Raw genomic sequence first — 23,612 nt, 5'->3', positions numbered from 1 at the left:
ATTGAAGGACCGATCCAGGCGGGTACCTCCCCTTCAGTACATCCCCGAAGTCCCGCACCGTGTAGGGGTTTTGGTGCGCGGATGTGCTGCGCGTGCTGCGTCTGTGCGCCCTTGTGAAGGGCGCTGTATCCAGGTCATCTTGGCGAGAGCTGAGAACGGGGAAGAGCGGTGTTCTCTCAGCAATCCAACGCACGGCTTGCGCGACTGCTCAGGGAGGCGGGATGGAACGCGACCCAGCTCGCCCACGCCGTCTCCTCGGTCGCTTCCGAACACGGGCACGACTTGAGCGTGAACCGCACGACAGCGACACGCTGGCTCACGGGCGCCCATCCGCGCCCGCCCGCGCCCGCCTACATCCTGGAGGCGCTTTCCCGGCGCCTGGGCAGGCCGCTGACCGCCGCCGACGCCGGTCTGACCCGCGCCCCCGCCCGCATACCGGACTGGTCCTGGGAGGCAAACCCCGTGCACCATCTGGCCAAGCTCACCAAAAGCCAACTCGACCCCAGCCGCGGGAAACCCCTGGGTGCGGATGTCTACAGTCTCGCCATGCTGGGGATCCCCGACTGGGAGGACCTACGCTCGCGGACCACGGCCCGCCGCGCCGGCGTCATGGCCGGACGGCGCGTCGGCCGCGCGGAAGTAGAGGCCCTGCAGAGCATGACCGCCTTCTTCGCCACCTCGACCGGCGCGTTCGGCGGCGGGCACGCCCGCACCGCCCTCACCGCCTACCTCGCCGATGACGTCACCCCCTGGCTCCTCGCCCCCGCCGGCGAGCACGTGCACGCCCAACTCCTCACGCACACAGCACAGCTCACCATCCTCCTGGGCAACATGTGCGCCGACGACGGCAACAACGCCCTGGGCCAGCACTACCACCGCACAGCCGCCCATCTCGCCGCGGAAGCCGAAGACCCGCACACCTACACCATCGCGATCAGGGCTCTCGCCTCCCACGCGCTGGAACTCGGACACCAGCAGCCCTCACTCGCCCTGACCGAACAGGCCGCCGCCACCGCGACCCGCCACTCCTCACCCCTGACCCAGTCCTTCACCCAGTCCCAACTGGCTCTGGCCCACGCACGAGCCCAGGACCGTCCCCGCGCACTCCGGGCGCTGCACAACGCGGAAGTCCTCCACAGCCACGCGGAGCAGAGTCTGTCCGACCCCTTCGACAGCTACCCGATCGCGGCCCTGCACTACCAGCGGGCCCGGACACTGACGGCACTCGGGGAACACCAGGCGGCCGACCGGGCCTTCCATGTCTCCCTGCGCGCCCGCGCCCCACAGGCACGCCGGGCTCGGGCACTGACCACGGCGCTCCTGGCCGAATCACAACTCCTGCAGGGAAACCTCGAAGAATCCCTCACCACCTGGAAACGCTTCCTCATCGACTACCCGGGGTTACGATCAACCCGCGCCAGCGCCTCCCTCACCACCATGCGCCAGGCACTGCGCCCCTACAGCACCCACCCCGACGTGGCACTCCTGACCGAGGAAGCAGCAGCCCTGAACTGACGATGCGTCACGAAAGAGTGAAAGTGTCTCCGGGGGCTCTTCGTACCGTAGCGCCACTCAGTCGGTTCTCCGGCCGGCCTCTCCCGAGGGGTCCGGCTCGCGCGGGGTGACGTCGGCGCCGGAGCTGCTGCCGTTCAGACCGCCGACCTTGCGACGGCGGCGATCCTGGGCGGCCTGCCCGGACTCCAGGTCGGGGAGAGCCTGCCGCGCTCACACCGTTTGGCTTCGTTGATTTCCAGGGGCTCCGGCTCAACTTCCGTGACGTGGTGACATTCATGTACCGGTCACGCCCGGGAGAGCGTGACCGGACAGTCATTCCCCGCGGCCGGGTGTCAACTTGTCACAGAATCTCGATGGACTTGACCTTCGGCGGACGGTTCGGGAAGCTGATTTCGGTCCAGCGATTGATCCTCACCGAGTCGCCGTTGGCGTCGTAGTAGATCAGGTCGTTGTTGCCCGTCGAGATCTTGTCGACCCACCATCCACCGAAGCCGGTCCTTCCGCGGTTCGCGTAGCAGTCGACGCTTTGCCTGCCGCCGTTGTGAGACCAGATCTTGAGGAAGTTCTCTCCGCCGCGGCACTCGACGTGGTCGATGGCGTAGGCGTTGCCGCTCGTGCTGACGGTGAAGGCGGTAACTGCGGCAAGCGACACGGCCAGGGCACGTGCGACCCTCTTGCTTTTCGAGATCACAGACTCTCCTTGATACGAAGGCCGGAGCACGGGCTGCCCCATGTCGGCGACGCTGCGCCATGACGGAGCGGTACTTCGTCGAGCGGACAGGCGGATGCGGCCCGTCAGGCAGCCATGGGACCCCATCGGGCAGCTCGTGCAATTTCGTCACCACGCTATAGACGAAACAATGCCAGAACTGCCGAAGCCAGGGAAAACGCATCAAAAGGGTGATAACTGCAGGTAAGGCCATGGCGCACGATGGAGCAGGAAACAGCCCGGCCCCCCGCCGGTCCCACCCTGTCCGCCGCCGGCGTCGCGCTCCTCCTTCCAGGCCGGTGCCCCTGTAGCCGCCCTCTGCGATGACCGTTGTACGGCCGACGGCGGCTTTCGCGCCGAACAGCTCCCATGCCTCGCAGTCGTTGCGTTTGCCGGGCAACGGCCGGCCGACGGCCACGACACGGCGGGTATCAGCGTCAACGACGACCTGGTGGTCGTCACCGAGATCGACGCACTAGCGATAGCCGGAACGCCCCGTGCGCGTCCGCCGCACGCCCGCTACGGCAGCCGGCGCTCCAGTGCCATGTCGGCGATGTCCTGGAGTTCGTCGCGGCCGAGGCCGCCGGCGGCCTGGACGGCGATGCCGAACGTCACCGTCATGACATACCGGGCGAGCTGTCGGGGGTCGGCGTCGCGTGGAAGATCGCCCTCGTCGACGGCCCGCTGGAAGCGCTCCTCAAGGCGTAGAGCCGAATCGTTGCGCCACTGGACCAGCATGTCGTGCGCGGGCCGACCCGCTTCGCTCGACGCCAGCGCGCCCTGCACGACCAGGCATCCCGCAGGGCCTTGGGGACGGGTCGTGGTCCGGACCGCTCCGCGGAGAATCGCCTCGGCCACGCCTCGCGCGGTCGGCTCCTCCAGGGCGCGCGTCCCGTAGCCGGCCGGACCCTCGGTGTAGCGCTCCAGAGCTTTGCGGAACAGCTCCTCCTTGTTGCCGAAGGCCGCGTACAGGCTTGGCTTCGTGATGCCCATGGCCTTGGTCAGATCGGTGAGGCTGGCCCCCTCGTATCCCCGTTCCCAGAACACCCGCATGGCGCGTTCCAGCGCCTCGTCGATATCGAACTCTCGGGGCCGACCCGTAACGGCGCTCCGCGAACCAGCCATGTGTGCAGCGTACTTGCGCGTGACGATCCGCACGACTTCTATACCGATCGGAATAGAAGCCTTGTGCTCTCGGTTCCCACCCACGACGGCAGTCACCACGGCGAGTTCGTGGAAGGGCGTCGTCGCAGGCCGGTCATCGTCCCAATACACACCCCGCGGTTCGGGGGCGGCAGAGAGGTCAGCATGTCCGAGAGGGAAGTACGCGAAGTCTTCGAGCGCTACATCGAGGCGCTCAACGCCCATGAGTTCGACCGGATGACCGAGTTCATCCATGACGAGCTCACCGAGAACGGCCGGCCGGTCACGCGGGACGACGTCATCGCGGAGCTGAAGGGGCACGGCGACGCGGTGCCGGACTTCACCTGGCGGGTACGGGACGTGGCCATCGACGGTGACCGCGTCGCAGCCCGTCTGTTCAACAAGGGCACCCCCGCGAAGGAGTGGTTCGGCGTCGCTCCGACCGGCGAAACGATCGAGTACGCCGAGTACTCCTTCCACAAGGTGCGTGACGGACGCTTCTACGAGATGAACTACCTGATCGACGCCCAGGCCGTACAGCGACAACTCGGCATCTGACCTCCGGAAGCGACCCGCCCCCGCGGCTGAAGCCACCGCACCTCCGGGAGCCCGGCCACCGGCCGGGCTCCCGTTGTGTGCCGGCCATGCCGCGACCCGGATCCACGATGAACCCCCAGGCCGGCGGCCCCAGGGGGTTGTGACCCGGCGGCCTGTCTTTCTCCGCGCAGTGCCGTGACCGGCGGCGTCGGAGGTGACCAGTCATCAACTGCGGGAGTCGAGGACGCAGTCGACGGCCATGTACAGGGTTTCCGTCTCGGATCGCAGGATCGATTTCTCGGCGGGCAACGCCCTCTCGGTCGCGAGTCCATTGAGGACGGTCATCAGGAATCTCGCACGTCGAGTGTTCTCTCCCGCGGCCAGCGCACCTTCCTGCGTGAGGATCGCCAGCCAGGACTCGACACGGCGTTGCCCTTCCCGGTCCATGGCGAGATACGCCGCGCGCACCTCGTCGGTCGGCTCGGAGGCGATGAATGTCTCGAAGAGCCTGCCCCATGCCTCTCGTGCCCGTTCCCCCACTCCGGCAGGCGCGAGCACCTGCCGGAGGCAGTTCACCAGCCGGTCTCGTGCCGGCACCGAACGGTCGTGGATCCCGTCCTCGGAGACCACGTGGTCATAGATGACGGCGAGCACCGCGTCCCGCAGTTCGCGCTGCGTCGGGAAAAAGTGTCTGAGTGACCCGGTGCTCACCCCGGCCCGCGCCGCGACCGCTCGCACGCTCAGGTTCACCGAAGGATCTTCTCCGATCATCGCCGCCGCCGCCGCGAGGATCCTGTCCCGCGTGCCGACGCCCTCCTTCTTCTCCGTCACTCCCGCCGCCTCCCATCACACCGCACTAGTACGCCGTGATAGCTTAGCCCCCACATCGCTAGTACAGTGTGCTAGTGCGGGATTCGGCCGAGCGCCAGGGAGGCTCAGGGATGTTCGAGGAGCGGATGCGGCGTCGAGCCGCGAAGCGCGTGCGACCGGGGGACGGGCGGCCCCTTCAACGCTTCCGCTGGTGGCAGCTGCCGGGCCGCGCGCTGTTCCACCTTCCTCTGACGCGGCACGACGGTCGTCGGACGATGTACGCGATCGATGTCCGGCACTGGCAGAACCAGAGCTCCGGCAACGTCAAGGCGCACCTGTACCTCGACGGCAGGCTCCACTCCGAATCCAAGATCCCCGCCGCCTTCCCCGTGCCGGGCGGCACGATCGAGGTGGCGATGAGCGGCTTCGGGATCAAACGCTGCCACTACGTCACCACCGCTGGTGCGGAGCACCAGCTCGTCCCGCACCCTGCCTCCGCCGAGGGCCGCCGCGCCCGCTTCGACCGCGACCACCCGGCGCTGAGCCGGTGGATCGGCTTCTGCTCCCTCATCGCGCTCCTCATGGGCGCCGGTCTTCTCGTCGTACAGATCGTTGAACCGCTCTCTCGGATACCGCCGATCGCCTCACGCGTCGGGAGCTTCGATTCGCCCGTCCACCTGCCGTTGTGGCTCAACGTCACACTCGGGGTGGCGGCAGCGATGGGCAGCATGGAGCGAGCGCTTCGACTGCGCTACAACTGGCTGCTCGACGGTGCGGCGAACTGAGTTCGGATCACGGGGCGGCGGGGCGGAGGCCGCGAATCCAGATGATGGCGCCGCTTGGCTTGTTCTCCATCTACCAGGAGCCGCCTGCTCCAGGCCAAGAAGCACGCTCACCTCGCCAACGACCCCCGGCGTCCGCGGGACGCACTGCTGAATTCCCTTCAGAGGGCAGGCCGCGGGCCGAGGCGTGAGTGGTGGGTGGTCAGGTGCAGGGGTCGTCGTAGTCCAGGTCCGGGAAGGTCTTGTGCCACGTCTTCTCGGGGACTGCTTCGGCGCGGATCGAGCAGAGCGTGTCGGCGAGCTGTGCGGGGTCCATGTCCGGAAGCAGAATCCCCGGGGTGCACCAGACAGTTGCCGTAGTGGTCGGCCCGTACGGCCGGGACGATGCGTGGGCGCGAATCGCTGTGGCGGCGAATCGCTGTGGCGGCTCGTGGTGCCGCCCAACAGGGCGCGGATGAAACTGCAGTACGCGGGCCAGATCGTTCAGGGTGGTCGCAACACTGGGCAGACTGGGCAAGCTGGACCCGGGCGCGTGGCTGTCGGCGCCCACGAGTACGGCGCGCGCACCAGGCGACGCCAGGCCGGTGGCGGCCGGGGCCGGTGGCGCCCCTTCCCCCAGCTGCTCCTGGCTGTTCACGGCGCGGGCGGCCCGGCTGTCGGACCTGCGGCGGGGCCGGCTGTCGGAACCGGGCCGCCGGGAGAGTCCGGAGACGACTCGGGCAGGGCATCGCCGCGCTCCGCGCGCACCGTCGCTCCGAGACCAGCCGCGATTCGCCGGGCCAGTTCCTCCGCTTGGTGCGCGTCCATGGCCCCGACCTGTGTGGAGGTCACGCTGATCTCGGTACCGTCGGCACGGGTGATGGTGACGGTCCGGCTGCCCTTCCTGGTCTGCATCCAGACGATCAGTGCTCCCGCCAGTACCGTCGCGACACCACCCGGGGCGAGCAACGCCAGCACCGCATCGGCCGCAAGGCCCATCGTGCCCGCCTGAGGGGCCGGATCAGCAGCTCTCCGTAACCTGCCGCGCAATACAGGCTGGTTGTCCAGCCACCGGCGCAGATCAGTCGAAGCGGCGGCGGGATTCCTCGATGTCGCTGAGGTAGTGGTGCGTCCAGTCGCACAGTCCCTCGATCGTCTTGCGCAGTGCCCTGCCCGGCTCGGCGAGTGTGTACTCGACCCGCGGCGGCACGGTGGGGTACACGGTCCGCTCCAGCAGTCCGTAGCGCTCCAGCATGCGCAGGTTCTGGGTGAGCATCTTGTGGCTGATGCCGTCGATCTCGTTGCGCAACTCGCTGAAGCGCAGGGTGTCGTCACCGAGGGCCTCGATGATCAGGAGCGCCCACTTGTTGGCGACGTCGGAGAAGATCTCCCGCGCCAGGGAGTCCGCGCGGCGCAGGTCCGCTTCGTCGCGTATGCCGCTGAACTGCTTGGTCACCATCAGGTTCCCCAGTCACCGAAAAGTGCGTTCTTCCATGTCAGCAGACACTCTCCTATGGTTCCTGAGTAACCACAAGAGAGCACGAGCCCCAGGCTCCCCCGCTCCCTGACACACGGAGGCCGCGCATCATGCCCATCACCCTGGTGAACCCCACCGGACTGCCCGAGGTCCCCGTCTACCGGCAAGTGGCGATCGCGTCCGGCTCGAAGCTCGTGTTCGTCGCCGGCCAGGTCTCCGGCGACGCCGATGGGGTCACGGTCGGGGAGGGCGACCTCGCCGCCCAGGTCGAGCAGTGCTACCTCAACGTCGCCACCGCCCTCGCCGGGGCCGGCGGCTCGTTCGAGGACGTGGCGAAGCTGACCGTGTACGTCGTCGACTGGACCCCGGACAAGCTGCCCCTACTGATGGAGGGCATCACTCGGGCGACCGTGAAGCTGGGGTTGACCCCCGTCCCCCCGGCCACCCTGCTGGGCGTGGCAGCCCTGGACGTACCCGAGCACCTGGTCGAGATCGAGGCCACCGCCGTCCTCGGCTGAGAACGGTCTCGGGACTGGTGAGTTCGCACGTTCAGGTGTCGCGTATACCTGTCCGAGGTGCGCCATCAGTCACCCTCGCAGCTCCACCGCGACGTCTCACACAGATTCGGCCGCATCCTGCGCGACACCGACGCTGAACTCTTCGGCCAACTGATCGCCGAGCGCGCTGTACTCCACCGTCAGTCACGGCAGCTGTAGTTCGTTGTGACTGAGCGAGAGTTGTCACCTGGCTCGACATCTGGCACCGACGGATCCGGAAGCCAGGCTTCGGGCTGACGGGGTGGCTCAGGCCGCTATTTCGCTCGTCCCCGTGCGTCGGTCATCCGACGCCGTCGCGTCCAAGAACAGGCGCACCAGGGCGAGCACGGTCTCGGGTGCGTCTTCAGGGATGTAGTGGCCGGCGGCCGGGAGTTCGCTGACCAGGCCATGCGGGAAGGCGGCGTGGAAGAGCGGCAGGAAGTGCTCGGCGCGCAAAGTCTGGTCCTGCATGCCCCAGACAGCCAAGGCGGGAAGCCGCGCCGCCGCCTGCTTGGCGTGGGGCGACGGTGACGCGAAGCGGTGCGCGCCCAGTGCGAAGCCCTTGGCCCAGCCGAGCGCGCCAAGGGTTTCCTCCCGGGTCGGGAAGGCGGCCGCGTAGGCCCGGATCCAGGCCGGTGTGATCACGGTGTTGTTCTGGAAGCCATTGAGTTTCAGGGTGCTCAGTGTGTTGTAGCCGAGTGCGCCGAGCACGTCGTCCAGGGTGCCGTCTGCCTGCGCGCGGGCGATCCAGGTGAACCAGGGGGAATGGGAGGCGTTCTCGGCCAGCGCCCGGGGCAGTGCAGGCTGCCCGAAGGGGGTGGGGGCGTTGAGGGCGATGACGCGGTTGACCAGTTCAGGGTGCCGGGTCAGCAGGCCCATGCCGACCGGGCCGCCGAAGTCGTGCATGACCAGGGTGATCTCGCGCAGACCCAGGTCCAGGACGAATGCCTCCAGGTTGTCCGTGTGGTCCTGGAGCCAGTACGTCCGGTCGCGCGGGGTCTCGCTCTTCCCGAAGCCCATGTGGTCCGGGATCACCATCCGGTACGAGCCGGCAAGTCCGGCGACCAGGTGGCGGAAGAGGTAGCCCCAGGTGGGCTCACCGTGCAGGCACAGCAGAACCGGACCACTGCCCTCGTCGGCGTAGTGCATGCGGAAGCCGGGGGCAGAGCTGAAGTGCGGGGTGTAGGGGAAGGTGTCGTCGAACGTCTCGTGCGCTGTGATCATCGGAAGCTGGTCTCCTCGGAGGGGCGGCAGGTGGCACGGGGCTGGGTTGATCGGCTTAGGCGGGGCACGCCCCTTCACGGTGCGGCCGTGCGGCCGCCGCGGGCCATCCTGAGGAGAATAGACACATGTGGTTTTGAATCGCAACCAGAGTGGTTTTGACTTGCTACCAATTGAGTTTCGTTGTGCAACCGAGGTAGTCTTCTCGGGAAACCAGGCTGGCGGAGTGCGAGCGGAGGCACCGATGGTCGACCAGGACGACGAACCGGATCAGCACGCGGGCGCCCCGGTGCCGCCGACGTGTCCGGTAATGAGTGCGGCCGACCTGCTCGGTGACCGCTGGACCCTGCTGATCCTGCGCGACGCGTTCAACGGGATCCGACGGTTCAGCCAGTTCCAGCGCAGCCTGGGTATCGCCAGGAACATCCTCAGTGCCCGACTTTCCGCCCTGACAGCGGCGGGCGTCCTGCGCACCGAGCCCGGCGCCGACGGCACGAGCTACCGCGCCTACGCGCTCACCGACAAGGGCATCGAGCTCTTCGACCTGATCGTCGCCCTGCGCCAGTGGGGCGAACGTCACCTGATCGACGACGGCATTGCCTATCGGCCCCTCATCGATACGCGCACCGGCGCACCGCTGCCCCGGGTGACTTACACACGCCCTGACGGCACCCCGCTGCACCACAGCGAGACCCGCCTGGGGGAGCCGCGTCCGATGACGGCAGAAGAACAGCCCACGACTTGACAGTGGCCCTCCGACAGACGGGCCAGGTCTCCGCCTCCCACTCCGTAAGTCCGGCCGGAGCCCCTTCCCCGGAGCTTCCTCACCTACCACGCGGGTGACGGATGGCCCGGAACATCGAGGCAGGCGGCAATGCCGGCGGCGAGGCGGCGACAATCATCGACGACGAAGCCCAGGCCACCGCGCGGTGCTGGTGACAAGTGTCGTGCCTGGTCACATTCGTGATCACGTGGCTGCGGTGACCTCGTTCCAGCGGCGGTGGCAGAGAGCGGCTCGGTGCTGGTGTCGGCGTCTCCAACGGGACCATCGCAGGATGTGCTCGGGGGCCACCGCGGGCTTCGGCAGGACGAAGGCCCGCACGAGTCGGAGGAGTTCGGGACGGGTGAGCTCGATCATGGTCTTCTCGGCGGGGCCGTGATCGTCGTCGCTGGCCGCCGCGTTGTCGTGCAGGGCGAGGCTCACGGCGAGGAAAGCCGCGGCGATGACGCTGATCAGGCTCCAGCGGTGCCAGCAGGTCACCTGCCCCTGGTCCATACCGCCTGCACTGCCGCGACCTCCACGGCACTGCGCTCTGATACTTCACCACAAAAGATCATGATTACGGTGTCCCTACCCCTGCCCGCAGCCAGCCCCCGAGCCGCCGACCAACACCCCCCCCGGCCGCCTCTGCCGTCTCCGCCGCCTACAGCGTGCGTCGCGCGGCGGCTGTCCGGCGCTGACTGTGGGCCGGGCGGGGTGGGTCAGGTGCAGTGCAGCAGGAGCATGAATCCGAAGTCCATGTGGAGCTGCTGGTGGCAGTGGAACAGGGAGAGTCCCGGTTGGTCGGCGGTGAAGTCGAAGTCGAGGGTCTGGTAGCCGCCGAGCATGATGACGTCCTTGTGCAGACCGTTGGTGGGGGTGCCGGCGATGTGGGTGATCTCGAAGGTGTGGCGGTGCAGGTGGAGGGGGTGGATGTCGTCGGTGGCGTTGCGGAACCGCATGCGGTAGCGCCTGCCCCGCTCCACCTCGATCACCGGCTTGTTCGTGTCCATGGAGAAGGGCACGCCATTGAGGGTCCAGACGTTGAATCCCTTGTCGGCCGCGTTGCGTTTCTCCACCAGCAGGTCGAGGGTGCGGTCGGGCCGCTGAGCGGTGGCGCCGGTGCGGGCGAAGGTCCGGTAGTCCCATCTGGTTTTCGGTGGTGCGGTCCATCGCGCGGTACCGGTGCGGCCGGCGTACTCGACCACGGTCCCCATGCCGGCCTTGCGGTCGTCGTCGGCCAGGTCCCCCAGCACCCACACGCCCGGGTGGTCCATCTCCACCAGGGCCGAGACGCGTTCGGCGGTGCCGATCCACAGCACCGGCACGCCAGCCGGGCGGGGTACGGGGTTGCCGTCGAGGGCGACCACGGTGAAGGTGTGGCCGGGCAGGGCGAGGCTGCGGATCTCAGTGGCGCTGGCGTTCAGGATGTGGAACAGCACCCGCTGCCCGGACTTGACCCTGATCGGCTCGCCGTGGCCCAGTTTGCGGCCGTTGACACTGAAGACCCGGTAGCCAACCTCGTAGCCGTGCGGCAGGCCCCGGGCCAGCGAGTCGGCCATCGCCTTCTCACCCTTGCGTTTCAGTTCCGGCACCTCGGAGCCCGCGAGAAAGTCCTGGGCCATGTCCCCGCCGTGACTGAGGGACGGCTCGAACTCCTTCAGTGTCAGGAAGACCTCTTGGTCGTAGGCCCCTGGATTGAGTTTCGGCTCGATGTAGACGGGCCCCGCCTGTCCGGTGTAGGTGCTCCGGCCGAGGTCACCGAGCGCTGCCACATGGGTGTGGTAGAAGCGGAAACCGGCCGGTCCGGGCGTGAAGGACAGACGCCGCGTCCCGTGCGCGGGAATGAACGGGGTGCCCTCCTCCGAAGCCCCATCCACCTTTGCGGGAACCACCTGGCCGTGCCAGTGCAACAACTCGGGGATGCCGGTGTCGTTGTGGACGTCGACCACGACCGGACGGCCTTCGGTGAACCGCAGCAGCGGACCGGGGAACTGCCCGTTGTAGGTCGTGGTGGAGACGACCGTGCCCGGCGCGAGCTCGACCGGCCCGGTCGCGATCCGCACCGTGTAATCCGCCTTACGCAACGTCTCGGGCCGCGCAGCCAGCTCCGTAGAACCGCACGACGAGAGCACGCCGGTGCCACCCCCGGCCACCAGGGCCGAGCCCCCCAGCTTCAGGACATCACGACGGGTGATCGGCACAGCTCGCTCCCTTCCCGGTCCAACAGCGCGCCCAGCCGATGCCAAGGACCGACAGCTTCGCACATACGAATTCACTGCATAATTCCCATGAGGGACGCCACGATCTCGGTATCACGGATCCAGACCACCCAAACGCCAGCACACCTAAAGCAATATGGCCTTCGGGAAGGATCGGACACATACGACACGGCGGCATCCCTCACCGAGCAGGTCCTGGATCCGATCGACGGTTACTGGCGAGGCTGAGCGAGTTCTTCGACGCCGCCGCCGAGCAGGCCAACGCCGCCGACACCGAGGACGGCCTGGACCTGGGCGGCCGTTTCACCGATGCCGCCCGGCGGCTCACCGAGAGGCCCGCCGTGATGTCAGGGGGACCAGGTCAGGTAGAGCAGGGCGAGGAGTTCGCCGTTCTCGTTGAGGGCTTTGAGGGTGGACACGCTGTTGTCGGCCACAGGGAACACCATCACGTTGGCTCCGGAGTCCGGATCGGTCACCTCGTCGATCCAGGGACCTCGGCGGGAAAGGACCCCGGTGGACAGCGTCGACTCCTTGAACCTCACGAGGGATTCGACGGGCATGTTCCGTTCGGCTCTGTCGCTCCACAGGCACGCGTATCCATCGATACGCAGAGCGGAGGATTCGTCGAAATCCCAGGTCGAACCGGCGAGTTCGTCGGCGGCGGCGAGGGCGACGAACAATGTGGTCACGTAGTGCCGGGACTGGCCTGGGTCTTCTCCCAGATCGACACTGCCCGCGTAGACCGGGTAAACGCCGGGCCTCACTTCGAAACTGTCGATCCCGGAATCGGCGCATTCCGGAGTGGACCAGTTCAGATCGCCGTCGACCACCACCAGATCGCCCGCCCGGTCGATCCATCCGGGCCCCGGACCGCAGAGCGATTCCTTCTCCAGTTCGGTCCAGCTCTTCCTGATGAACTCCGGAACGAAAACATCCATGTCCATGCGGCAAACCTGTCAGATCGTCAGAAACAGCTCCGGTCCGGCCCGCGACGGACCGGACCGGACCGGAGCTGCTCTACTCGGAGAGTGTGGTCGAAAAGTACGTACGCGCCGTCGGCAGGAACATCAGCACGACAGCACCGGCGATCAGGACGACCGGACCGACAGCGACGACAAGATCGTAGACGCCGCCGGCGGAGGCCTCCGGCTGATATTCGTCGGAGCTCACGCTGTTGACCAGAACGAACAGCAGGAGGGCGCCGACGGCAGTGATCGCGTTCCGCGCCCATGTCCGCCCCCGGCGCATGGCCAGGGCGAAAAGCAGCAGCAGGGCGGTGGTGACCACGGTGAATCCGGCGGACAGGGCGGTCTGCCGAATCGCTCCGTCCTCCCCCGTCTCGCCACGCATTTCATCGAATCCCGAGGGAGAGATGACGAATGTGTCCAGCACCCACGAGACCGGGCCCAGGGCAATCGCCACGAGGAAGAGCAGAAAGGCCGCCTCCACCTCCCTGGGGCGTATCCCGCTTCGGTTCATCTCCGCCTTCGTCGTCATGGTGTCCTATCGTCTCGGCGGTCCCGGCCCGTGGTTGTCACGAGTACGTCCGGACCCGCTCAGCGATGCCCTTCTTGATGATCACCTCGACGCGCAGGTTGCCGGCCTTCGCAGCGTCGTCGAGCTCCTCCGGGGTGCACTTCTCGGCCTCCGGGGTCTCGGGGTCCCCGCAGATCTCCCCGCCGATGATCTCGGTGTCGGTGGCGACCCAGAAGGCTCGTTCACCGACCCGCAGCTTGCCGGGCGCCCAGAAGGTCAGCTCGCCGTGGAACGTACCGTCGGCGCCGGGGGCGTCGGGGTTGTCGACGGGACCGTTCTCCGTACCGCTGCCGGGGGCGTCGTCGTCCGAACCGGAACCCGGATCCCCTCCGGAGTCCGTACCCGAGCCGGAATCCGTACCCGAGCTGGACTCCTTATCCGCGCTCGGGCTCTCGCTCCCGCCACCCGAACCCGCGTCGGAGCTGCCCTCCTCGTCGGCACCGGCACTCGCGGTGGGGCTGGAACCGCTCCCGGAACCGTCGGCGGCGGAGTCGGGACCGCATCCCGTGAGGAATAGGCCCGTGGCGGTCAGGAAGGCCAGAGCGGCGAGCGTGCGGGTGCGCGTTCGGGTGCGCGTACGGGTGGATCGCATGGAAGTGCCCTTTCGGCGTTGTTCGTTGGTGAGTGGCAACGCCGCGCCCCGGTCCGGGCCGCGGCGTTGCCGTAAGGAAGTTCTGGCGGTCGCGATGGGGTCGGTCAGCCGACCGGAGCGATCCGCCGCGACACGTCGGCGTCGTCCTGGCCCGGCTGAGGCGCCACCTGAAGGTGCGGGCCCGTCCGGCGATCGCGCCGCGTGGCGAGCAGCGCGCCGGCGAGAGCGACCTGTACCCCCAGGACGCATGCCTGGGTCAGCGGGGACTCGACGGTCAGCACGGCCATGGTCGCGTTGAAACCGAGATGGACCGCGACGGCCGCCGCGACTCCGGCACGCTCGTACGCGTAACCGGTCAGCAGTGCCACGGGGAAGACGCTGAGCGAGAACATCAGGCCGCTCCAGCTCATCAGCCCGAGCTCCGCCTGGACGGTTCCCTCGATGAAGAACAGCGGCAGATGCCAGACCGCCCAGACGGCACCCAGCAGAAGTCCGGCCCGAAGCCGGCTCATGGACGCACGCAGACGGGGATACGCGGTGCCACGCCAGCCGGGCTCCTCGGCCACCGGACCGCCGATCAGCATGCTGACGAAGAACGGCACGATTCCGCCGACGCTCGAAATCAGTTCCTTGCCCTCGCTCAGGCTCACCGTGGCGCCACCGAGGAAGCCGGCGAGGAGCGCGCCCGCCACCACGCTCCCCGATGTCAGCACCAGCAGGGGCAGCACCCACAACAGGCGTACGCCCTGCCGGAATCTCACCGTACGAACGGGTACGGGCTCCCCGCGGCGGGCGCGGCGCACCCGGACCGCGATCGCGCCGAACACCGGGCCGAAGCCACCGAGCAGAAAGGGGATGGCGGTGGGGGAACTCGTCGGCGATCCGCCGAGTGTGATCACGATCAGCCAGAAGGTCCAGGTCATCGCGAAGGTGACAGCGAAAAAGAGGCCGAGGCCGCTTCGCCGGCCCTGAATGCCGCCGGCCTCGGCCTGCCGCGGCGCTTCACCGCTCCCGGTGAGTCCGCCTCCGCTTTTCTGCTGGAACATCTGAACTGCCCTTTCCACTGAGGCGCTCTCCGCGCCATGTCCACGACGCTGCGCACGGCGAAAGCCCGGCACACCGGGCGTAGGGCCAGGCGGTCGACCGGGGTGCCGGCCGCCACCACGGAAGATCCCTTCGGTGGTGGGAGTGCCGCGGGATCACAGACGACCCGTTGATCGATTCTGAGGCGGGGCCGCGTCCGCCAGGAACGGTGCGCGCCTTTGTTGCCTTCCGGTACAGGCCACTGTGCCCTCGTGTCCTGCGGCAACGCGGTGGCGGGCGACCGGGCGGGCGTCGCCCTGTCGTACCTCACAAACCTCGGCGTGCCCCAGGACCCCACGCGGAATCGCGGCGTGCGAGTTGTACGGGCGCCGGGAAGTCGCCGAGCATTTCCTCGTCAAGAGCGCACCCGAGCAGAACGGCCCGCCCACGAGCGAGCAGGACGCCCCGTCTCGCCCTCGCCATCCAGCTCTCCGCCGCATCCAGGGTCGTCCTGCTGGACGAACCGACCCGCGGCCTGGACTATCGGGCGAAGACCGCACTGATCCGGATCGTGGACACCCTCGCAGCCGAAGGCCGAGCCGTCGTCATCTCCACCCACGACATCGAGTTCGCCGCGCGCGCCGCCGCCATCCGGCTGACCCCGCGCGTCGGCGTGGTCATGGCGCTGGCCGCCTTCCTCGGACTGGTCCCGTTCTTCTGGCCGTTCGTCGTGGCGCCGGGCACTTTCAGCTCCGGCTACGCTCCCCCACTGATCTTCGGGGTCCTGTTGATCCTCGTCCTGTGCGTGGTGCTCTCCGAGATCGCCGAAGGCGGCATCGACTCCAAGGCACTCAACCTGCTGGGCGTCCTCTCCGCCGTCAACGCGGCCCTGCGCCCCCTGGGAGCCGGAACCGCCGGCATCGAAAACCGTCTTCTTCGTTCTGGTCCTGGCCGGGCGGGTCCACGGTCCGGGCTTCGGCTTCACCCTCGGCTGCACCTCACTGTTCGCCTCGGCGCTCATCACCGGCGGCGTCGGCCCCTGGATGCCATACCAGATGTTCGGCTGCGCCTTCGCCGGCATGCTCGCCGGGTTCCTGCCACGCGCCACCGGCCGGAGCGAGGTACTGCCCCTGGACGTCTACGGATCGCTCCCCGGCTACCTCTTCGGCTTCCTCCTCAACCTCTCCTTCCGGCCCTTCTCCCTCGACCCGAACAGCTCCCTCGCCTACCTGCCCGGCCTGAAACACCACTCGAACCGGCAACGTAGGGCGGACCCGTCGGAGCCGGATCCAGATACTGAGGTGCTTCTTCTCGACGGCCCGTCTCTCCGGCCCCCGGGTCATCAGGAGCGGCCGGCATGCAGCACCTCGCGGTCCCACAGGTGGCGCGGCTGCGTGTGCAGCCGCCAGTAGTGCTCGGCGATGTCGTCGGGGTCGAAGTCGGTGCCGGAGGCGACCGGGCCGTCCACGGTGACGCTCGCCACATGCACTCCAGAGGATCCGTACTGCTGATCGAGCAGCGCAACCAGGGTCCGGACGCCCGCCTTGCCCAAGGAGAGGCTCACGTACCGCGGCTTGGGCTCGGGCATGCCACCCGTGACAACAAACGTTCCGCTCCCGCGCTCCGCCATTGCCGGCGCGAGACGTGCCGCGGCATTGAGCGCGCCGACCACATTGACCGCCCATGCCTCCATGTGATCACGCACCGACAACTCACCCAGCTCGTCCGCGCGGACCAACGCGGCGTTGTACACGGCGACTTCCGGCACGCCGTGCTCACCGACGGCCCGGTCCAGGGCCGCGTCCAACTCGGCCCGGTCGGTGCTGTCCGCCCGCAACGCGACGACGGGAACGCCATAGGAAGCGATCGGGCCCGCCGCGGCGCGCAGCGTCTGCCCGCCCCTGGCGATCAGCGTGATCGGCAGCCCCTCCCTGGCGAACCGACGCGCGACCGCCTGCCCGATCCCCGGTCCCGCACCAATGATCACCGCACCCGGCATGACCAGGCTCCTCTCTTCACGATCAGCGACACTGGGGGACGCTAAGGCGTCACATCAATGTGAAGGTCAAGGAGAGGACCGGATGCGAATCGGCGACCTGGCCCACGAAACCGGGGTGAGCAGAAGGCTGTTGCGCTACTACGAGGAGCAGGGTCTGCTGCGGCCGGTCCGGTCGGACAACGGCTACCGTGAGTACGCCGAGGCGGACGTCGCGACGGTGAACCACATCCGAGCGATGCTCGCCGCCGGGCTTTCCACCGCGGTCATCGCCAAAGTCGTGCACTGCCTGCACGACAAGGACGAGCTGAGGGTGCCATCCGGCTGCCCGACCTTCATCGGGGAGCTGAGACGCGAACGCACCCGCATCACCGGGACAATCGCCCAACTCGAGAGTTCCCGGCGCATACTCGACGCCGTTCTCGACACGGCGCCCCGGGACGGAGAGGACCCGTCACGCGAGACTCACCTATAAAAACGGATCCGATGCGCTCTACGGCCTCCGCGGCCAGATGGCCCCGCACCAGGAAGTACGGGCAGTACGCGACTTCCTGCTGCGGGGCGCATATGGTGACAGAAGCCGCACCGTGCTCTTCCTTGATCTGCGCCGCGACCCGCCGCACAACCGCCATGACTTTCATGAGCAGTTCTTCGCCCCCGTCACCGAGGTCGATCAGCGAAGGAATATGCCGCTTCGGTACCACCACGACGTGCACCGGATGAGCAGGGTTGGTGTGCTCGAACGCAGGGGTCACAGTAAGTGACTTTCCATGCCGGACGGTAACGTCACCGCAACCCTACCGTCCAGCCTCTACTTGCTCCTGCCTCACACCAGCCCCTTGCGATCACGACGTGGAACGCTCGGCCGAGAAGCCCGGTCGTGAGCTGACGAGCCGTCACGAAAGTCAGCATTGGGTCAGCATGAGGTCTGGCACAGACGAGAACGGGAGGCAACACCTGCGACTCGAACAGGCCCTCCGAAGCAGACCTGGACCACCCCGGCCGAGGGGCCAGATCGCTCGGCCGAGGCGCCAGATCGCTCGGCCGAGGGAATTGACGATCAACGAATGCCGTCCGGCCAACAAACACGAAAGTGCAGATCAGCGTGTGCGTCCCCGTGGTTTCAGCGGGGTCGGCGGGAGGGCTGGGGCGGGGAGGCGGTCGCCTTCGAAGCCGTGGACGTCGCCGAAGCGGGATCCGGACATCCAGGCCTCGCGGGCCTGTGCGATATCCTCGTTCGACCGGCCGATGAAGTTCCACCACATCACCAGCTCCTCCTCGAACGGCTCGCCGCCGAGAAGCATCAGACCGGCGTCGGACTCCGCGCGCAGGGGCAGTTCCGAGCGGCCGCAGCCGAGGTAGAGCATGGATCCCGGCAGTACGGGGACGCCGTCGACCTCGGCCTCGCCGGACATGGAGAGGACCGCGTACTCGAAGTCCGGTTCCAGCGGCAGGCGTGTTTCGGTGCCGCCGGCGAGTGCCAGGTCGGCGCCGATGATCGGGCTGTACGCGGTGCCGGGTGAGACCGCGCCGTCGAGCGCGCCGAGGATGACGGTGGCGGTCAGGCCCGGAGCCGTGACGACGGGCAGGTCCGCGTGGTGCTGGAAGTGCGGCTGGACATGGCGGTGGGCGTCCGGGAGCGCCACCCAGAGCTGGGCGCCGTGCAGAAAACGGGCGTGCCGGCGCGGGCTCTCCTCGGAGTGGGAGATCGCCCGGCCCGAGGTCATCAGGCCCAGCTCGCGCGGGCGTACGGTCTGGAGGCTGCCGAGGCTGTCGCGGTGCAGCACCTCACCGTCGTGCAGCCAGCTCACGGTCTGGAGGCCCATATGGGGATGGGGCGGCACCTGCATGCCGGCCTCGTCTGCGATGTCGTCGGGACCGTAGTGATCGACAAAGGCCCACGCGCCGACCATCCGCCGCCCCAGGTTGGGCAGCAGTCTGCGGACCTCGGTGGATTCACCGAGCTGGACCCGGCGCGGGCTCAGCAGCTCGCGCACCGGCTCGGCCACGACGAAGCCGCGACCGCCGCAGACGGTGAGGGCGGCCTGACGATCAAGATTGCTCATGACGCCCAACCTAATCCCGCGGCGTCCGGAGGGGCAGTATCCACACCAAATCGATAGTGGAATGTTCAACCATGTTCTGCCGTTGTCAGCGTACGAGACCATCGGAGATCGGAGGAGGACACGTGGAAAGCACGTACTACGAGTACGGAACGGCGGCCGAGCGCTGGGACCGCGCACAGCTGTTCTTCGAGGCCAAGGAGTACATGACGGCGGCCCGTATCCTCGACGGGCTGGTGGCCGAGGTGCCGGAGCAGGTCGCCCCGCGGCTGCTGCTCGCCCGTACGTACTACCACTCCGCGCGGCTGGCCAAGGCCGAGACCGAGCTGCGCACCGTCCTGGAGCGCGACCCGGTGGAGCCGTACGCGCGGCTGATGCTGGGCCGCACGCTGGAGCGTCAGGGCCGCCGTACGGAGGCCGCGACCCAGCTCCGGATGGCCGCCGCGCTCGCCGGTGAGTTTCCGGCACCGACCGCCGACGCGACGCACGACACAACCCACGACACGGCGTGACGCGACGTACGTGACGCACAGGACGTACGCGCCGTGAGCGCCACCGGCGTCAGGAGCATGAGCGCTCCTGACGCCGGACGCCGGGCCTGACCTGAGGCCCCGTCCGCCCTGGACCCGCCCCGGGCCGCCGTATCACGCACCGTCAGGCCGCGTCCGGTCCCGTCCGGTCCCCTGCCGCACCGCTGGGATGCCGCTGAACTCCGGCAGGCGTGCCGGTGGCTTGTTCTCTCCCTTTCCGCACCTTGTTGAACGTGTAAGTATTTCGCCCGGCTGCCGGTCCCGGCGGCGACACGTTCCCCGGGGCCGGTCCGCGGCGCCCCCGCCGCCCCCGGCACCCCACTGTGAAGGGACCCTCATGACCGCACGTACCAGGAAGCTCGCCGCCACCGCGGCAACCGCCGCCGCACTGGTCGCCGTCATGGGCGGGGCGCAGCCCGCCGCCGCGGCCGGTTACCCCGAGGCCGCCTTCTACACCGGTGCCGGTCAGTCGGGCACCGGGATCCTTGTCGACCTGGCCGACACCGGAACCTGCCAGAACCTGTCCCAGCCGGCCCTGTCCGGCGCGAATCTGTCCGCCCAGGACATCGATGTCTACTTCAACGCGGACTGCCGCACCGGCGCGCCCGGCACCACCAGCGACCTCTTCTACCGGCTGGGCAGCCTCCACCTCGGCGACTTCGGCTTCCCCGCGGTGAGTTACCGCGTCCGCCCCTGAACTCGCCCCGCCCGCGGGTACCTCAGCACACCGGCAAAGGCACCAGCGAAGGCACGGGCAAAAGCGCCGGCACCGGCACCGCACGGTCCTCCGTGCGGCGCCCCCGCCGCCGGCGTCCTCAGCGGATGATCTTCTCCACCAGCAGCCGCACGCCCGCCGCGATCGAGTCCGCGTCGATACCCGCCGCGCGGAGCTGCTCCCGAGGTGTCGCCGAGCCCGGAATCCTGTTCACCGCCAGCCGTACCAGCCTCTTGGGCGCCGGGCGGCCGTCCGAGAACACCTCGGCCACCGCGTCCCCGACACCGCCCTGCGGGTGATGGTCCTCCACCGTGATCAGACAGTTCGTGTCGGCCGCCGCGGCCTGGAGCGTGTGCTCGTCGGCCGGCTTGATCGAGTAGAGGTCGATCACCCGTACGGGGATGCCCTCACCGGCCAGCAGATCGGCCGCCCTCAGACACTCGTGGACGGTGACTCCCGCGCCGATCAGGGTCACCCGGTCCGCGTCCGAGCGGCGCAGCACCTTGCTGCCGCCGACCGGGAACTCCTCGTCGGGACCGTAGACGACCGGGGTCGCGCCCCGGAGCGTACGGAGATAGCGCACGCCCGACAGCGCGTGCATCTCCGCCACGAGCCGTGCCGTCTGATTGGCGTCGCAGGGGTGCAGCACCGTACTGCCGTGCACGGCGCGGAACATCGCCAGATCCTCCAGGCCCATCTGGGACGGACCGTCCTGACCGATCGCGACACCGGCGTGCGAGCCGACGACATTGATCGAGGCCCGGCTGACGGCCGCCATCCTCAGGAAGTCGTGCGCGCGGGTCAGGAAGGCCGCGAACGTCGACGCGAACGGGACATGCCCGAGCGCCTGCATCCCGACGGCCGCCGCGATCAGTTGCTGTTCCGCGATGTAGCACTCGAAGAACCGGTCGGGGTGCTCCTTGGCGAAGAACTCGACCCGGGTGGAGTCGCTGACCTCGCCGTCGAGCGCGACGACATCGCCCTGGGCCGTACCGAGCGCGGCGAGCGCCCTGCCGTACGCGTCACGCGTGGCGACCGAGTCACCCACGTCGTAGCGCGGCAGTTCGAGCGTGACGGGGTGCCTGGCGGTACGGGCGGGGGCCTCGGGCTCGGCGGGCTTCGCCACGGAGATCCGGATCGAGCGCCGTCCGCCCAGTTCCTCGATGGCGCTCTCCGCGTCGGGCAGCGGCTTGCCGTGCATCCCTTCGCGGTCCTCGACGGAGGCGACGCCCTTTCCCTTCCGGGTGCCCGCGATGATCGCGGTCGGCCTGCGGCGCGTCGACCGGGCCTCGTCGAAGGCCGCGTCGATGGCGTCGACGTCGTGCCCGTCGATCTCGATGGTGTGCCAGTCGAACGCGCGCAGCCTGCGGCCGTACGCCTCCAGATCCCGCTGATGGCGGGTGGGTCCGCGCTGGCCGAGCCGGTTGACGTCGATGACGAGGGTCAGCGAGTCGAGATGTTCGACACCGGCGTGCTCGATCGCCTCCCACACCGATCCCTCGGCCATCTCGCTGTCGCCCGACAGCACCCAGACGCGGTACGGGGTCCGGCCGAGCCGCTGCCCGGCGAGTGCCATGCCCACGCCCACCGGCAGTCCCTGGCCCAGCGAGCCGGTGGCGACATCGACCCACGGCAGCCGTGGGGTCGGATGGCCTTCGAGCCGGCTGTCGAGGGTCCGGTAGGTGAGGAACTCCTTCTCGTCGATCGCGCCCGCCGCCAGATACATGGAGTACAGCAGCGGAGAGGCATGGCCCTTGGAGAAGAGCAGCCGGTCGTTGCCCTGACGGCCGGGCCGGTCGAAGTCGTAGCGCAGGTGCTTGGCCATCAGCACCGCCATGAGGTCGGCGGCCGACATCGACGAGGTCGGATGCCCCGAGCCCGCCGTATCGGCGACCCGTACGGAGTCGACCCTCAACTGCTGGCCCAGTTCGGTCAGTTGTTCGCTGTTCATGTCACTCCTCGCGAGATGTGCCGGACGTACGGAACGTGCTCGACGTACGGGACGTGGTGGACGTGCTTCACATGCTTCACGTGTCTGAGGTGTGCGGTCCGCCGGGGACCCTCGCCAGCTCGGGCGACGACGATTCGAGCGGCACGGTCCAGGATCGGACCAGACCGAGCTGTACGGCCTGACGCGGCAGCACCGCTTCGAGCAGCCAGTCGGCGGCGACGCGTACCCGGTTGCCCGGCATGGCCGCCAGGTGGTAGCCGCGGGTGACCGCTCCCGCGAGCGGTCCGGAGAGCGGTACCCCGAGCGGATTGGCCGCGGCCTTGACACCGCCGAGATCGACGACGAATCCCAGGTCGTGGTGGCGGTAGACCCGCTGCTCCCCATGGCCGAGGGTGGCCGCCACATTGCGGCCCGCCAGCCGGCCCTGCCTGCTCGCGTGCTGGGCGGTCATCGGGGTGAACTCGCCCGGCCTGGTGAGGTCCGGGACGGCCGCCGCGTCACCGCAGGCGAACACCTCGGGATGGCCGGGCACATTGAGCCGGGCGTCGACGAGCAGCCTGCCCCGTTCGACCGGCACCCCGATCTCGGAGACCAGCGGGTCCGGCCGCACCCCCACACACCACACCAGGGTGTGGGTCTCGATGAACTCGCCGTCGTCCAGCGTGATCCCGGTCCGTCCCGCCTCCTTGACGGAGGTGCGGGTCCGTACGTCCACGCCGCGCCGGCGCAGCACCCGGTCCGCGGTGGTGGAGAGCCGCCGGTCCAGTTCGGGCAGGACGCGCGGGGCGATGTCGAGAAGCAGCCAGCGGGGTTTGCGCTTATGACACCAGGCGGGCTGTTTGCGGACCAGCGCGTCCGTGAAGAGCTGGCCCTGCGCGGCGACCTCGGTCCCCGTGTATCCGGCTCCGACCACGACGAAGGTCCCACGGGCGGTGCCCTCACGGTGGTCGTCGGTGGCGGCGGCCAGCTCGATCTGACGGGTCACGTGGTCCCGTAGGTAGAGGGCTTCCGGGAGCCCCCGGAAGCCGTGCGCGTACTCGGCGACGCCCGGGACCGGAAGCAGTTTGTTGACACTGCCCACAGCGAGGACGAGCCGGTCGTACGTCAGCTCGCCCCGGTCGCCCTCCGGCCCCGTGTACGTGACACGCCGTGACTCCAGGTCGACATGGCCGGCCTCGCCGAGGACGAGCCGTACCCGCGGCAGTGTCCCGGGGAGAGAGACGGTCACCCGGCGCGGTTCCAGAATGCCCGCGGCGACCTGGGGCAGGAGCGGGAGATAGAGGAAGTAGTCCGTGGGGTTCAGCAGGACCACTTCCGCGGTGTCCCGGACGGTGTGGGAGAGGGTACGAGCAGCCTCGTACCCGGCGAATCCGGCTCCGACGATGACAATGCGTTCTCGGCTCACATTCGACTCCGGAGTGTGACATATCGGGTCGTAAGGATCGACTTGTCACGTGCCCGCCGAGGGGAACGACAAACACCTCCCCGCCCCTGAAGCGTTCTCGGAAGCGTTGT

At 68.5% G+C, this 23,612-nt stretch carries 25 protein-coding genes and 3 pseudogenes; 10 read left to right on the top strand and 18 right to left on the bottom strand.

All coding sequences use genetic code 11. The features are described 5' to 3' along the window. Positions 1–168: 168 nt before the first annotated feature. Positions 169–1,515, top strand: a complete 1,347-nt coding sequence (locus tag ACWGDX_RS07905; protein WP_453623281.1) for a hypothetical protein — start codon at positions 169–171, stop codon at positions 1,513–1,515. A 340-nt stretch (positions 1,516–1,855) separates the two neighbouring features. Here the strand turns inward: ACWGDX_RS07905 and ACWGDX_RS07900 are convergent, their stop codons facing one another. From ACWGDX_RS07900 to ACWGDX_RS07890, 3 genes and pseudogenes are all read right to left on the bottom strand, one after another. Beyond that, entirely contained in the window at positions 1,856–2,206 is a 351-nt protein-coding gene (locus ACWGDX_RS07900) for a beta/gamma crystallin domain-containing protein (RefSeq protein ID WP_453623280.1), read from the bottom strand. 286 nt (positions 2,207–2,492) lie between these two features. Next, a pseudogene (locus ACWGDX_RS07895) lies at positions 2,493–2,681 on the bottom strand (IS5/IS1182 family transposase); the annotation flags it as partial. Positions 2,682–2,743: 62 nt separating this feature from the next. Beyond that, positions 2,744–3,349: a TetR/AcrR family transcriptional regulator gene (locus ACWGDX_RS07890; RefSeq protein WP_453623278.1), complete on the bottom strand. Its 606-nt coding sequence runs from the start codon at positions 3,347–3,349 to the stop codon at positions 2,744–2,746. 183 nt (positions 3,350–3,532) lie between these two features. Here ACWGDX_RS07890 and ACWGDX_RS07885 point away from each other — a divergent pair, with 183 nt between their 5' ends. Next, positions 3,533–3,925, top strand: a complete 393-nt coding sequence (locus ACWGDX_RS07885) for an ester cyclase (protein ID WP_453623276.1) — start codon at positions 3,533–3,535, stop codon at positions 3,923–3,925. 204 nt (positions 3,926–4,129) lie between these two features. On the opposite strand, the gene ACWGDX_RS07880 is transcribed toward ACWGDX_RS07885, so the two are convergent. Further along, the gene (locus ACWGDX_RS07880) at positions 4,130–4,735 is read right to left on the bottom strand and encodes a TetR/AcrR family transcriptional regulator (RefSeq protein ID WP_453623274.1); all 606 of its coding nucleotides are present in this window, start codon (positions 4,733–4,735) and stop codon (positions 4,130–4,132) included. 110 nt (positions 4,736–4,845) lie between these two features. Here ACWGDX_RS07880 and ACWGDX_RS07875 point away from each other — a divergent pair, with 110 nt between their 5' ends. Continuing rightward, the gene (locus ACWGDX_RS07875; RefSeq protein WP_453623272.1) at positions 4,846–5,499 is read left to right on the top strand and encodes a hypothetical protein; all 654 of its coding nucleotides are present in this window, start codon (positions 4,846–4,848) and stop codon (positions 5,497–5,499) included. A 630-nt stretch (positions 5,500–6,129) separates the two neighbouring features. Here ACWGDX_RS07875 and ACWGDX_RS07870 read toward each other — a convergent pair. Together ACWGDX_RS07870 and ACWGDX_RS07865 are read right to left on the bottom strand one after the other, a co-directional pair. Continuing rightward, complete coding sequence (locus tag ACWGDX_RS07870; protein WP_453623270.1) at positions 6,130–6,525, bottom strand: effector-associated constant component EACC1; 396 nt, start codon at positions 6,523–6,525, stop codon at positions 6,130–6,132. A gap of 31 nt (positions 6,526–6,556) precedes the next feature. Next, positions 6,557–6,934 (bottom strand): winged helix-turn-helix transcriptional regulator, encoded by a 378-nt coding sequence (locus tag ACWGDX_RS07865; protein ID WP_453623268.1) that lies wholly within the window; start codon positions 6,932–6,934, stop codon positions 6,557–6,559. Positions 6,935–7,062: 128 nt separating this feature from the next. On the opposite strand from ACWGDX_RS07865, the gene ACWGDX_RS07860 reads away from it, so the two are divergent. Continuing rightward, on the top strand, positions 7,063–7,470 hold the full coding sequence (locus ACWGDX_RS07860) for a RidA family protein (RefSeq protein ID WP_453623267.1): 408 nt from the start codon (positions 7,063–7,065) through the stop codon (positions 7,468–7,470). 285 nt (positions 7,471–7,755) lie between these two features. On the opposite strand, the gene ACWGDX_RS07855 is transcribed toward ACWGDX_RS07860, so the two are convergent. Then, complete coding sequence (locus tag ACWGDX_RS07855; RefSeq protein ID WP_453623265.1) at positions 7,756–8,712, bottom strand: alpha/beta fold hydrolase; 957 nt, start codon at positions 8,710–8,712, stop codon at positions 7,756–7,758. 241 nt (positions 8,713–8,953) lie between these two features. Here ACWGDX_RS07855 and ACWGDX_RS07850 point away from each other — a divergent pair, with 241 nt between their 5' ends. Next, entirely contained in the window at positions 8,954–9,454 is a 501-nt protein-coding gene (locus ACWGDX_RS07850) for a winged helix-turn-helix transcriptional regulator (RefSeq protein WP_453623263.1), read from the top strand. Positions 9,455–9,676: 222 nt separating this feature from the next. On the opposite strand, the gene ACWGDX_RS07845 is transcribed toward ACWGDX_RS07850, so the two are convergent. The 6 genes from ACWGDX_RS07845 to ACWGDX_RS07820 all read right to left on the bottom strand — a co-directional run bounded on the left by ACWGDX_RS07845 (position 9,677) and on the right by ACWGDX_RS07820 (position 14,865). Continuing rightward, positions 9,677–9,985: a hypothetical protein gene (locus ACWGDX_RS07845; protein ID WP_453623261.1), complete on the bottom strand. Its 309-nt coding sequence runs from the start codon at positions 9,983–9,985 to the stop codon at positions 9,677–9,679. Between the two features lie 206 nt (positions 9,986–10,191). After that, positions 10,192–11,673 (bottom strand): multicopper oxidase family protein, encoded by a 1,482-nt coding sequence (locus ACWGDX_RS07840; RefSeq protein ID WP_453623259.1) that lies wholly within the window; start codon positions 11,671–11,673, stop codon positions 10,192–10,194. Between the two features lie 365 nt (positions 11,674–12,038). Next, complete coding sequence (locus tag ACWGDX_RS07835; protein WP_453623257.1) at positions 12,039–12,635, bottom strand: hypothetical protein; 597 nt, start codon at positions 12,633–12,635, stop codon at positions 12,039–12,041. A 73-nt stretch (positions 12,636–12,708) separates the two neighbouring features. Further along, positions 12,709–13,188 carry a hypothetical protein gene (locus ACWGDX_RS07830; protein WP_453623255.1) on the bottom strand — a complete coding sequence of 160 codons (480 nt, stop codon included), beginning with the start codon at positions 13,186–13,188 and terminating at the stop codon, positions 12,709–12,711. A gap of 37 nt (positions 13,189–13,225) precedes the next feature. Next, complete coding sequence (locus tag ACWGDX_RS07825) at positions 13,226–13,819, bottom strand: hypothetical protein (protein ID WP_453623253.1); 594 nt, start codon at positions 13,817–13,819, stop codon at positions 13,226–13,228. Between the two features lie 104 nt (positions 13,820–13,923). Beyond that, a complete protein-coding gene (locus tag ACWGDX_RS07820; RefSeq protein ID WP_453623251.1) occupies positions 13,924–14,865 on the bottom strand; it encodes a CPBP family intramembrane glutamic endopeptidase in 942 nt (313 codons plus the stop codon). A gap of 446 nt (positions 14,866–15,311) precedes the next feature. Here ACWGDX_RS07820 and ACWGDX_RS07815 point away from each other — a divergent pair. Both ACWGDX_RS07815 and ACWGDX_RS07810 read left to right on the top strand, forming a co-directional pair. Beyond that, positions 15,312–15,488 (top strand): annotated as a pseudogene (locus ACWGDX_RS07815) (AAA family ATPase); the annotation flags it as partial. A 33-nt stretch (positions 15,489–15,521) separates the two neighbouring features. Beyond that, a pseudogene (locus tag ACWGDX_RS07810) lies at positions 15,522–16,107 on the top strand (ECF transporter S component); the annotation flags it as partial. A gap of 77 nt (positions 16,108–16,184) precedes the next feature. Here ACWGDX_RS07810 and ACWGDX_RS07805 read toward each other — a convergent pair. Beyond that, entirely contained in the window at positions 16,185–16,841 is a 657-nt protein-coding gene (locus ACWGDX_RS07805) for an SDR family NAD(P)-dependent oxidoreductase (RefSeq protein WP_453623249.1), read from the bottom strand. 82 nt (positions 16,842–16,923) lie between these two features. Between ACWGDX_RS07805 and ACWGDX_RS07800 the strand changes: the two genes are divergently transcribed. Then, positions 16,924–17,313 (top strand): MerR family transcriptional regulator, encoded by a 390-nt coding sequence (locus ACWGDX_RS07800; protein WP_453623247.1) that lies wholly within the window; start codon positions 16,924–16,926, stop codon positions 17,311–17,313. On the opposite strand, the gene ACWGDX_RS07795 is transcribed toward ACWGDX_RS07800, so the two are convergent. Then, complete coding sequence (locus tag ACWGDX_RS07795; RefSeq protein WP_453623339.1) at positions 17,207–17,542, bottom strand: hypothetical protein; 336 nt, start codon at positions 17,540–17,542, stop codon at positions 17,207–17,209. The genes ACWGDX_RS07800 and ACWGDX_RS07795 overlap by 107 nt on opposite strands. A 396-nt stretch (positions 17,543–17,938) precedes the next feature. Continuing rightward, positions 17,939–18,904 carry a pirin family protein gene (locus tag ACWGDX_RS07790; RefSeq protein ID WP_453623245.1) on the bottom strand — a complete coding sequence of 322 codons (966 nt, stop codon included), beginning with the start codon at positions 18,902–18,904 and terminating at the stop codon, positions 17,939–17,941. A 122-nt stretch (positions 18,905–19,026) separates the two neighbouring features. On the opposite strand from ACWGDX_RS07790, the gene ACWGDX_RS07785 reads away from it, so the two are divergent. Together ACWGDX_RS07785 and ACWGDX_RS07780 are read left to right on the top strand one after the other, a co-directional pair. Further along, complete coding sequence (locus ACWGDX_RS07785; RefSeq protein WP_453623243.1) at positions 19,027–19,413, top strand: tetratricopeptide repeat protein; 387 nt, start codon at positions 19,027–19,029, stop codon at positions 19,411–19,413. 355 nt (positions 19,414–19,768) lie between these two features. Continuing rightward, entirely contained in the window at positions 19,769–20,128 is a 360-nt protein-coding gene (locus tag ACWGDX_RS07780) for a hypothetical protein (RefSeq protein ID WP_453623241.1), read from the top strand. A 118-nt stretch (positions 20,129–20,246) separates the two neighbouring features. On the opposite strand, the gene ACWGDX_RS07775 is transcribed toward ACWGDX_RS07780, so the two are convergent. Beyond that, the gene (locus ACWGDX_RS07775; RefSeq protein ID WP_453623240.1) at positions 20,247–22,097 is read right to left on the bottom strand and encodes a transketolase; all 1,851 of its coding nucleotides are present in this window, start codon (positions 22,095–22,097) and stop codon (positions 20,247–20,249) included. A 76-nt stretch (positions 22,098–22,173) separates the two neighbouring features. After that, on the bottom strand, positions 22,174–23,502 hold the full coding sequence (locus tag ACWGDX_RS07770; RefSeq protein WP_453623238.1) for an NAD(P)/FAD-dependent oxidoreductase: 1,329 nt from the start codon (positions 23,500–23,502) through the stop codon (positions 22,174–22,176). Between the last annotated feature and the right edge of the window lie 110 nt (positions 23,503–23,612).

This window comes from Streptomyces sp. NPDC055025 (assembly GCF_053608565.1).
The sequence above is the reverse complement of the archived record's forward strand: the minus strand, read 5'-3'. Positions and strand labels throughout refer to the sequence as shown.

What these genes read in the sequence shown, in the direction of transcription:
- ACWGDX_RS07890 (WP_453623278.1), bottom strand. Translation starts at nt 3,349, where the DNA reads ATGGCTGGTTCGCGGAGCGCCGTTACGGGTCGGCCCCGAGAGTTCGAT.
- ACWGDX_RS07885 (WP_453623276.1), top strand. Translation starts at nt 3,533, where the DNA reads ATGTCCGAGAGGGAAGTACGCGAAGTCTTCGAGCGCTACATCGAGGCG.
- ACWGDX_RS07875 (WP_453623272.1), top strand. Translation starts at nt 4,846, where the DNA reads ATGTTCGAGGAGCGGATGCGGCGTCGAGCCGCGAAGCGCGTGCGACCG.
- ACWGDX_RS07865 (WP_453623268.1), bottom strand. Translation starts at nt 6,934, where the DNA reads ATGGTGACCAAGCAGTTCAGCGGCATACGCGACGAAGCGGACCTGCGC.
- ACWGDX_RS07860 (WP_453623267.1), top strand. Translation starts at nt 7,063, where the DNA reads ATGCCCATCACCCTGGTGAACCCCACCGGACTGCCCGAGGTCCCCGTC.
- ACWGDX_RS07855 (WP_453623265.1), bottom strand. Translation starts at nt 8,712, where the DNA reads ATGATCACAGCGCACGAGACGTTCGACGACACCTTCCCCTACACCCCG.
- ACWGDX_RS07850 (WP_453623263.1), top strand. Translation starts at nt 8,954, where the DNA reads ATGGTCGACCAGGACGACGAACCGGATCAGCACGCGGGCGCCCCGGTG.
- ACWGDX_RS07845 (WP_453623261.1), bottom strand. Translation starts at nt 9,985, where the DNA reads ATGGACCAGGGGCAGGTGACCTGCTGGCACCGCTGGAGCCTGATCAGC.
- ACWGDX_RS07835 (WP_453623257.1), bottom strand. Translation starts at nt 12,635, where the DNA reads ATGGACATGGATGTTTTCGTTCCGGAGTTCATCAGGAAGAGCTGGACC.
- ACWGDX_RS07830 (WP_453623255.1), bottom strand. Translation starts at nt 13,188, where the DNA reads ATGACGACGAAGGCGGAGATGAACCGAAGCGGGATACGCCCCAGGGAG.
- ACWGDX_RS07825 (WP_453623253.1), bottom strand. Translation starts at nt 13,819, where the DNA reads ATGCGATCCACCCGTACGCGCACCCGAACGCGCACCCGCACGCTCGCC.
- ACWGDX_RS07820 (WP_453623251.1), bottom strand. Translation starts at nt 14,865, where the DNA reads ATGTTCCAGCAGAAAAGCGGAGGCGGACTCACCGGGAGCGGTGAAGCG.
- ACWGDX_RS07805 (WP_453623249.1), bottom strand. Translation starts at nt 16,841, where the DNA reads ATGCCGGGTGCGGTGATCATTGGTGCGGGACCGGGGATCGGGCAGGCG.
- ACWGDX_RS07800 (WP_453623247.1), top strand. Translation starts at nt 16,924, where the DNA reads ATGCGAATCGGCGACCTGGCCCACGAAACCGGGGTGAGCAGAAGGCTG.
- ACWGDX_RS07790 (WP_453623245.1), bottom strand. Translation starts at nt 18,904, where the DNA reads ATGAGCAATCTTGATCGTCAGGCCGCCCTCACCGTCTGCGGCGGTCGC.
- ACWGDX_RS07780 (WP_453623241.1), top strand. Translation starts at nt 19,769, where the DNA reads ATGACCGCACGTACCAGGAAGCTCGCCGCCACCGCGGCAACCGCCGCC.
- ACWGDX_RS07775 (WP_453623240.1), bottom strand. Translation starts at nt 22,097, where the DNA reads ATGAACAGCGAACAACTGACCGAACTGGGCCAGCAGTTGAGGGTCGAC.